This window comes from Agromyces sp. P1_H4 (assembly GCF_056405255.1).
The window spans coordinates 1-9,781 of record NZ_JBFUCL010000124.1; the positions used below are offsets into that span (position 1 = coordinate 1).

4 protein-coding genes and 1 pseudogene are annotated in these 9,781 nt (G+C 72.6%); all 5 read left to right on the top strand.

The annotated features are described in order from the left end of the window. Positions 1–876: serine/threonine-protein kinase (locus tag AC1DY2_RS09535; RefSeq protein WP_476762201.1), on the top strand; the 876-nt coding region annotated here is incomplete at its 5' end. Next, entirely contained in the window at positions 873–6,746 is a 5,874-nt protein-coding gene (locus tag AC1DY2_RS09540) for an Ig-like domain-containing protein (RefSeq protein ID WP_476762202.1), read from the top strand. The genes AC1DY2_RS09535 and AC1DY2_RS09540, both read left to right, overlap by 4 nt. Positions 6,747–6,759: 13 nt before the next feature. Next, positions 6,760–7,731: an AAA family ATPase gene (locus AC1DY2_RS09545; protein ID WP_309972956.1), complete on the top strand. Its 972-nt coding sequence runs from the start codon at positions 6,760–6,762 to the stop codon at positions 7,729–7,731. After that, positions 7,728–9,053 carry a DUF58 domain-containing protein gene (locus AC1DY2_RS09550; protein ID WP_476762203.1) on the top strand — a complete coding sequence of 442 codons (1,326 nt, stop codon included), beginning with the start codon at positions 7,728–7,730 and terminating at the stop codon, positions 9,051–9,053. The genes AC1DY2_RS09545 and AC1DY2_RS09550 overlap by 4 nt, the downstream gene beginning before the upstream one ends. Then, positions 9,050–9,781, top strand: a pseudogene (locus tag AC1DY2_RS09555) (hypothetical protein); the annotation flags it as partial. The gene AC1DY2_RS09550 and the pseudogene AC1DY2_RS09555, both read left to right, overlap by 4 nt.

Sequence of the window (9,781 nt, forward strand, 5' to 3'; positions counted from 1 at the left end):
GTGCTGCACGACGACGTGTCGGGCACCGTCGCGAGCGAGGTCTGGTCGCTCGGCGCGACCGTCTACTCGCTCATCGCCGGTCGGAGCCCGTTCGAGGTGCCGGGCGGCGACAACGGCACCGCCGCCCTCATGGGGCGCATCGAGAAGGCCAAGCCCGCGCCGACGGGTCGCGTCGACGTGCCGCGCAGCCTCGAACGCGTGCTCGCACGGGCGATGTCGAAGCGGCCGCAGGACCGCCAGGCCAGCGCGCTCGAGTTCATCAGGGACCTGCAGGCGGTCGAGGAGGAGCTCGGGCTGCTGCAGACGCCGCTGGAGGTCGCCATGGACGACTGGGCGCTCGCCACGGCCGTCGACCTCGACGAGCGCACCCGCATCGGCGGGCAGCACGCCGTCGCCGACGCGAAGGGCTCCCGTCGCCGCACTCGCCGCTCGGCCCCGCGCGGCCCGGGCCCCATCCTGAGGACGGACACCCGGTCGCACGACGACACGACCGGCCGCGCACGCACCGCACCGCCGACCACGAAGCGGGTCGTCTGGGGAATCTCGATCGCCGCGGCGCTCATCGTCGTGCTCGTCGGCGCCGGCGTCTTCGCCGCGGTGCAGGGGGCACGCGGCATCCCCGTCGTCACCGACGTGCACGGCACCGCCGCGGGCACCACGGTGACCTTCACCTGGGACGACCCCGGCATCGAGGGCGGTGACGCGTACGTGGTCGCCGTCGACGGCGTCGCGTCCCCCATGCAGCGGGACGCGAGCTACGTGGTGACCGTGGCAGACGGCGACCGCGTGTGCGCCACCGTCACCGTCACCCGCGACGGCAAGTCCGGTGCGCCGAGCGCGGAGCGCTGCGTCGACGTCGAGGAGGGCGTCGGATGATGCGGGTCCCGCAGCTCGGACGCCACCGGTCGGCGCTCGCCACGATCGGGGCGGTCACCGCCGTCGTCGCCGTGGTGGCCGTCGTCGCCGTGGCCTCGGGCGGGTACGCGGCGCAGCGGATGGACCTCGGCGACGCCTCGGTCTGGGTCGTGAACGACGAGGAGCAGTCGGTCGGCCGGGCCAACACCGCCATCCTGGAGCTCAACTCGGTCGTCGAGACCGGTGGGTCCACGTCCGACATCCTCCAGCAGGGCGCGACGGTGCTCGTCCTCGACCAGGACCGCGCGAGCGTCGGCATCGTCGACCCCACCACGTCGAAGATCACGAAGTCCGTCGCGGTGCCCCCCGACGAGACGACCCTCGCGCTCGCCGGCGACCGGGTCGTCGTCGCGTCGGGCGGTGCGGTGTGGTCCGTGCCGGCCGCCGGGTTCGCGGACTTCGACAGCGACGCCGAACCCTCCCTGACGTTCGGAGCGGGCGCCGTGACCTCGGTCGACCCCGCGGGGGTGCTGTTCGCCTACACGCCCTCGACGGGTGACGTCGCGCGCGTCGACGCCGCCGATGAGGAGACGGTCGCCGAGCGTTGGCAGGCGCGCCCGCTCGACGGCGATCCCGAGGTGCAGATCACGTCCATCGGCGAGCGGTGGGTCGTGCTCGACGCCGATTCGCGGCGCCTCCTCCTCGACGGGCACGAGGTCGACCTCTCGGGGGTGCTCGGCGCCACCGACGACCCGGTGCTCCAGGTTCCGGCGCTCACCGGCGATTCGGTCGCCATCGCGTTCCGGGGCGGCGTCATCAGCGTCGGCCTCGACGGCGGCGAGCCCCGGGTCGTCCGTGAGGGCGTGAACGGTGCGCCCGCCGCGCCGGTCATGCACGACGGTTGCCTCCACGCGGCCTGGGGCCGAGATGCCTGGCGCTCGTGCGCGCCGGACGATCCCGGCGACCTCACCCGGCTCGACGGTGCCGCCCCGGGCAGCGCGCTGGCCTTCGCCGTGAACGGCACCACGCTCGTCCTGAACGATCGCAAGTCCGGACGGACCTGGACCGCCGCCGACGGCTACGCGCTCATCGACAACTGGGACGAGCTCCTCGAGACCCAGCACGACGAGGAGACGATCGAGCAGAACGATCCCGAGACCGAGCCGACCGTCGAGAAGACGCAGGTTCCGCCGATCGCCGTCGACGACGAGCTCGGCGCCCGTCCCGGCCGCTCCACGCTGCTGCCCGTGCTCCTGAACGACTACGACGCGAACGGCGACGTCCTCGTCGTCGACGCCGTCGACGGCGAGATGCCGCCCGGTGCACGCCTCGACCCGGTGTCGAACAACCAGCAGCTGCAGCTGACGCTCGATCCGGCGGCATCCGGCAGCATGTCCTTCGGCTACACCGTCGGCGACGGCCGTGGCGGAACGGCGCACGCGGTGGTGGCCGTGACGGTGCGCGACCCCGAGGAGAACTCGCCGCCGAAGCAGCAGCGCGAGAACCACGCCTCGGTCGAGGCCGGCGGCCGCGTKACCACCGCGGTGCTGGGCGACTGGATCGACCCCGACGGCGACCCGTTCTTCCTCGAGTCCGCCGCGGTGGACGCGCCCGATCGCCTGTCGTCGACCGCGGAGGGCATCGTCGTCTTCGACGAGGCCGGCGGCGCCGGAGCCGCCCGCACCGTTGGGCTCGCGGTCTCCGACGGCCGCGACACCGGCAGCGGCGTCCTCACGGTCTCGGTGCGCGCACCAGGCGACGTCCCGCTCATCGCCGAGCCGTTCGTGGAGCTCGCCACGGCCGGCGAGGAGATCAAGATCGATCCGCTCCGGCACGTGCGGGGCGGATCGGGGACCTACCGACTGAGCGCGGTGCCGGCCAAGCCCGACGTGCAGGTCGTGCCCGACTTCGACGGGGGCAGCTTCCGCTTCACGAGCGCCGACGTGCGCACCCACTACCTCGAGTACTCGGTGACCGACGGCACGCAGACGGCCACGGGGCTGGTCCGGGTCGACGTCTCGGCGCCGCCCGACCGCGACACGACGCCCATCACCGTGCCGCACACGGCGTTCCTGCGCGTCAATCAGCCGGTCGACGTCGACGTGCTCGCGACCGACATCGATCCGACGGGCGGCGTGCTCATCGTCACGGGCATCACCGACGATGCCGGCGACGAGGGGGTGCGCGTCGAGGTCGTCGACCATCGGATCCTGCGCATCACCCTCGACCGGCCGCTGGCGACCGGGTCCACGACCGTCGGATACCGGGTGAGCAACGGGCTCGCCGAAGCCGACGGCCAGGTGACGCTCGTCGAGGTGCCGCCTCCGACCCGCGCCCAGCCCCCGGTCGCCGCGCCCGACACCATCGCTGCGCGCACGGGCGACGTCATCGACATCCGCGTCCTCGACAACGACGAGCATCCCGATGCGATGCCGTTCACGCTCGCCCCCGACCTCGAAGCGAAGCCCGCCGGCGGGTTCCTGTTCGCGGCGGGCGACCGGCTGCGGTACTACGCGCCAGAGGAGGCGGGCGAGTTCCAGGCGATGTACCGCATCGTGGCGTCCGACGGGCAGACCGCGACCGCCACCGTGAGCATCTCGGTCCGCGACGCGGACCCCGAGACCAACTCCGCGCCCGTGCCGCCGTCGATCACCGCGCGCGTGATCGCGGGCGAGAAGGTCCGCATCCCCATCCCCCTCGGCGGTACCGACCCCGACGGCGACTCCGTGCAACTRCTCGGCCAGGAGTCGAACCCCGAGCGCGGCGCCGTCATCGCACGCGGCGCGGACTGGCTCGAATACCAGGCCGGCGACTACTCCCCGGGAACCGACACCTTCCAGTACTCCGTGGTCGACGCCCTCGGGGAGCGCGCCATCGGCTCCATCCGGGTCGGCATCGCCCCCAAGTTCGACGGCGCCCGGCTGCCGATCGCGGTGGCGGACGAGGTCACCGTGCGCCCCGGGCGCACCATCTCGGTGCGCGTGCTCGACAACGACTCCGATCCCGACGGGGGCTCGCTCGAGATCACGAAGCTCGAGCCGAACACCGAGGGGGCGACGGGCGAGATCGACGGCGACACGGTGCGGGTCGAGGTGCCCGACGTCGACGGCGAGACGGCCTTCTGGTACACGATCGAGAACGAGCGGCTGGGTACCGCGTCCGCCTTCCTGCGAGTCATCGCCGACGACGATGCTCCGCTCGCACGCCCCGAGGCATCCGACACCGTGCTGAGCCTGAGCGACATCCTCGACGAGGACGTCGTCGACGTCGAGGTGCTTCGCAACGTGTTCCTCGCCGACGGCGATGCCGCCGACCTGACCGTCGGGCTCGTATCGGGCTACGACTCGGGTGCACAGGTGCGTCGCGACGGCAGCATCCGCGTGACCGTCGAGGACCGTCGCCAGATCATCCCGTTCTCCGTGAGCCACCGCGAGGATCCGAGCGTCGTCTCGTACGCGTTCATCTGGGTGCCGGGCCGCGACGACGCGCTGCCGCAGTTGCGCCGGGACGCGCCCGACGTGGAGGTGCGAAGCGGCGCGGAGGTCGTCCTCGACCTCGACGACTACGTCATCGCCGCGTCGGGCCGTCCGGTGCGCATCGCCGACGAGGCCAGCGTGCGCGCCTCGCACAGCGACGGCACCGACCTCGTCGTCGACGAGGACACGGTGCGGTTCCGCAGCGAGACGGGCTACTTCGGCCCGGCATCGCTGTCGATGACCGTGACCGATGGCGAATCCGGCACGGATCCCGCCGGCCGCACGGGCACGATCGTCATCCCCATCGACGTGCAGCCCACCGAGGACCAGCCGCCCACGTTCGTCGGCGGGGTGATCGACTTCGAACCCGGCCAGTCGAAGACCATCGACCTCGTGAAGCTCACCACCTACCCCTACCCCGAGCACCAGGACGAGCTGGCCTTCCGCATCCTCGAGCCGCGGCCCGACGGGTTCTCGCTGTCGCTCGACGGGCAGGAGCTCACCATCTCGGCCGCCGAGGCGAGCCGGACCGAGGGCAGGCCCACCGTCTCCATCGCCGTGCGCGACGAAGCGCACGAGGGCACGGCCGGCCGTATCGAACTGCGCGTGGTGCCCTCGACTCGCCCCCTCGCCCAACCCGCCCCCGACTACGCCGTCACGGCCCGCGGCCGCACGACCACCATCGACGTCCTCGCGAACGACCGGGGCACGAACCCCTTCCCGGGCACGCCCTTGCGCGTCGTTCGGGTGACCGGGATCGGCGACGACCTGCCCGCCGGCGTGCGCGTCGTCCCGAGCGCCGACCGGTCGACGCTCACCGTCGACGTCGACCAGCGCGCCGAACCCATCAACACGACCCTGCAGTACCAGGTGGCCGACGCGACCGAGGATCCCAGCAGGTACGCCTGGGGCTCCGTCACGATCTCCGTGCAGGACCGGCCGGATCCGGTGACCCAGCCGCAGGTGACCGGATTCGGCGACCGCACCCTCGACGTCGCCTTCGGGGCGGGCGGCTTCAACAACTCGCCGATCACCGGCTACGAGATCTCCCTGGTCGACGCCGTCGGGGGGGAGGTGCTCGACACCTCCTCCTGCGCGGCGACGACCTGCACCGTGCCGACGTCGGGGAACGGACAGGGCAACGCCGTGCGCGTCCGCATCCAGGCCCGCAACGACATCGGCCTCTCCGATGCGGTCGAGGCGCCGGGTCCCATCTGGTCCGACGTCATCCCGCCGCCGCCGGCGGACCTTCGCGCGCTTCCGCTCGACGGGCGCCTCCGGATCGAGTGGTCGCCGGTCGACTCGGGCGGCGGCAGCCAGGTCGGCTCGTACGTCGTGAACGTCGCCGGCGTCTCGAGCGAGGTCGACGCGGGCGCCGCCTGCACGCCCACGCTGTGCACCACCGAGTCCCAGGGCATCGCGAACGGCACGCAGGTCCCGTTCACCGTCAGCGCCCGCAACCAGGCGTACCCCGCACTCGCGGCCTGGACCGAGGCCGGGGGCACCGGCACGCCGTTCGGGTCGCCGATCGCAGGCGGCATCTCCGTGGTCGGCGACGCGGCCGCGGGCACCGTCACGGTCTCGTGGTCGCCGTTCGAGGGGAACGGCGACGCGATCGGCGGCTACTTCGTGCAGCGGCTCGCCGACGGGCAGACGGGCGTGCCCTCCGGTCCGCAGGCCTGCTCGGTCACCTCRCCCGCGCCCGGCCAGGTCCTCGCTCCTGCCAGCGGCGGCTCCGTCGCCGAGGTCGTCCAGGTCGGGTCGGATGCCTCGAGCGTGCAGTTCTCCGGCACCGTGACCGAGTCGACGCGGTACTCGTTCGTCGTCTGGGGATTCAACCGTGCCGCCTGCGTGAACACCGAGGTCGCCGGCATCGTCGTGCGCCCGGCACCGGGTGCCGTCAACAGCGTGCAGAGCGACATGTCGTGGATGAACGAGGAGACGTGGGACCGCTACATCTCGAGCGTCGACGCCGGTGCGCCTCGCCTCCAGATCGTCGCGGTCGACGGCAACGGCGCGCAGCTCGGACAGCCGACGGACTTCCGCGGGTCGGGCTGGCTCCGCGCGCTCCTCAACCGGCCGTTCGGCGAGTCCGCCCGCTTCCAGGTGCGTTCGTGCTCGCTCTGGGGCAGCTGCGGGCCGTGGTCGGCGATCATGCCGTCCAGCGCGAGCCCGTCGCTGACGTTCGCCTTGTCGAGCCGGGTGTGGGATGCGGCGTCCAAGACGTGGTCATGGGCGGCCGCCCCCGACAACTCCGGCCTGCCCGCCGCTTTCAGCTGCGGCACCGAGGACGGCCGCAACTCGCGGAACGCGCAGTCGGCGAACACCTGCCAGGTGCCCGACGCGAACGAGGCCGACCGGGTCTGGTTGGATGTTGAGGTCGCGGGTGTGACCGCCAGGTACTGGAACCGATGAGCGAGGAGCAACGATGACGATGACCCCCGAGGAGGCGACGCGCTTCGCCGCGAACCTCGACCGACTGGTCGGTGCGGTCGAGGAGGTGCTGCTCGGCAAGAACCGGGTCGTGCGCCTCGCGTTCACGGCGCTCCTCAGCGAGGGCCACCTGCTGCTCGACGACGTGCCCGGCACCGGCAAGACCTCGCTCGCTCGCGCCATGGCCCAGTCGGTCGCGGGCACCAGCAACCGGGTGCAGTTCACGCCCGACCTGCTCCCGGGCGACATCACCGGCGTCACCGTCTACGACCAGCGCAGCGGCGTGTTCGAGTTCCACCCCGGTCCGATCTTCGCGAACATCGTGCTCGCCGATGAGATCAACCGTGCCAGCCCCAAGACGCAGTCTGCGCTGCTCGAGGTGATGGAGGAGGGCCAGGTCACCGTCGATGGCCGGACGCATCCGGTGGGGCATCCGTTCATGGTCATCGCGACCCAGAACCCCGTGGAACAGGCGGGCACCTACCGGCTGCCCGAGGCGCAGCTCGACCGGTTCCTCATGCGGTCGTCCATCGGTTACCCCGACCACGCATCCACCATTCGCATCCTCGAGGGGGCCGACCAGCGGGCGCACGACCAGCGGGTGCCGTCGCAGCTGGACGCCGCCGAGATCGTCGACATGGCCGCCCTCGCGCGCACGGTGTACGTCGACCCCACCATCCACGACTACGTCTCCCGGCTCGTCGACGCCACCCGCACGGCCCGCGAGGTGCGTCTCGGAGTCAGCGTCCGCGGCGCGCTCGCGCTCATCCGCGCTGCCAAGACCCACGCCGCCGGGCGCGGACGACACTACGTCGTGCCCGACGACGTCAAGGCGCTCGCCGAGCCCGTGCTCGCRCACCGCCTGATCCTCGACCCCGAGGCCGAGTTCGACGGCGTGACGACTTCGAACATGATCGCCCAGGTGCTCATCGAGACGCCGCCTCCCTCCAGCAGGCAGGCCGTGTGAGTTTCACCCAGACCCGCACGACGATCCCCGAGGAGGCCAAGACAGAGGGCCTGCTCGCGGTCRTCATCGGTCGCGTCGTCGTCGGCGTCCTCGCCGCGGCGGGGGTCGTCGCGGGCTGGGCGCGAGCCGTGCAGGGCGTCGTCACGCCGGTCGGCTGGGCGACCATCGCCGGCAGCGTGGCTGCGCTCGCCGTCGGCTACGCCTGGGGCTGGGCCGAGTTCATCGCCATCGGCTGGGGCCTCGCCCTCCTCGTCGCCGCGGCATCCGTCTGGCTGATCGGTCGCGGCGCCTCGACGATCGAGCTGACCCTGCCGACACCGCGAGTGGTCGTGGGCGAGCTCGCCGAGGCCCGGCTCGTGGCGGCGAACCCCGGACGACGGCGGTTCGGCGGCGTGCAGCTGGAGCTGCCCGTCGGCGGCAAGGTGCTCGAGCGGGTCCTGCCCGGCCTGCCGAAGGGCGGGGCGTTCGACGAGCAGTTCCGGATTCCCACGGACCGGCGGGGCATCGTCCCGATCGGACCCGCCCGAACCGTGCGAGCCGATCCGGTGGGGCTGATGCGGCGCGAGATCGTCTGGTCGCAGACGGTCGACCTGCACGTGCACCCGCGCACCATCGCCATCGCTGCCCTCAGCTCGGGCTTCATCCGCGATCTCGAGGGCTCGCCGACGCGCGACCTCACGGCGAGCGACATCGCCTTCCACGCATTGCGCGAGTACGTCCCGGGCGACGACCGCCGATTCATCCATTGGAAGAGCTCGGCGAAGACCGGCACGTTCATGGTGCGCCAGTTCGAGGAGACGCGCAGGAGCCGGCTGATGGTCCTGCTCGACCTCGAGCCCGGCGCCTACGTGGACGACGCGGAGTTCGAACTCGCCGTGAGCGCCGCGGCCTCCGTCGGCGCTCGCGCCATCCGCGACGCGCGGACGGTGTCGTTCGTGGTGTCCGGCCGGAACCACGACGRCATCGCGTCGCGCATCAGCGGCATGCGTGAACTCCCGACCGTCTCGCGCGACCGGCTGCTCGACGCGCTCTGCGTGGTCGAGCCCGATGAGCAGGCCGTGCTGCTGCCCGACGTCGCCCGGGCCGCGGCCGAAGGACTGCCCGGGCTCTCGCTCGCGTTCCTCGTGAGCGGCACGGCCCGCGGCGTCGCGCCCCTCCGCTCGGCCGCCTCCCGCCTGCCCGGGGGTGTGGAGGCGGTGGCCGTGCAGTGCTCGCCCGAAGGCGAGGCCACCGCTCGCACCGTGGCCGGCCTGACGGTGTTCGGCATCGGCTACCTCGAGGACCTCCGGTCGATGCTCGCGAGATCGGCGTCGGTCACATGAGCACCGCACGTCGGCCGGTGCCGACGCGGCGATTCTGGTCGACCGCGATCAGCGTCGCGCTCGTGGTCGCCATGCTCACGGCGGCGATGATCCCCTGGTGGCCGGTCTACGAGAGCCCGGCATTCCTCATCGCGGCCGGTGTCGCGATCGTCGCCGGGTCGGCCATCGGGATCGCCGGCGCGACCTTCCACTGGCCCGCCTGGGCGGTCGTGATCGTCCTGTTCGGCGCCTACGTGCTCCTGGGCGTGCCCGTCGCCGTGCCGAGCCGCGCCATCGGGGGAGTGATCCCGAGCCCGCAGGGCCTCATCGAGCTCGTCGCCGGCGCGGCGCTCTCGTGGAAGCAGCTCGTCACGATCGCCGTGCCCGTCGGCTCCTACCAGGCGCTGCTCGTCCCGCCGTTCCTGCTGGGCCTCGTGGCCTCGACCTGCGCCGTGACCATCGCGCTGCGCAGCCGGAGGCCGGCAGCGGCCGTCATCCCGCCGGCGGTCCTGCTCCTCACCGGGATCGCCATGGGCGTGGTGCACGCGGCCCTCGCCGTCGAGACGGGCCTCATCTTCCTCATCACGGCCGTGGCCTGGCTCGTGCGCGTCGCGATCGCCAACCGCCGCGCCATCACGAGCGGCCGACCCGTGGAGGCGGCGCTCGCCGACGCCCGCCGTGTCCTCGGCGCGTCGGCGATCGTCGCCGTCGCGCTGATCGGCTCGGCCGCGGCATCCGTCGCACTGCCG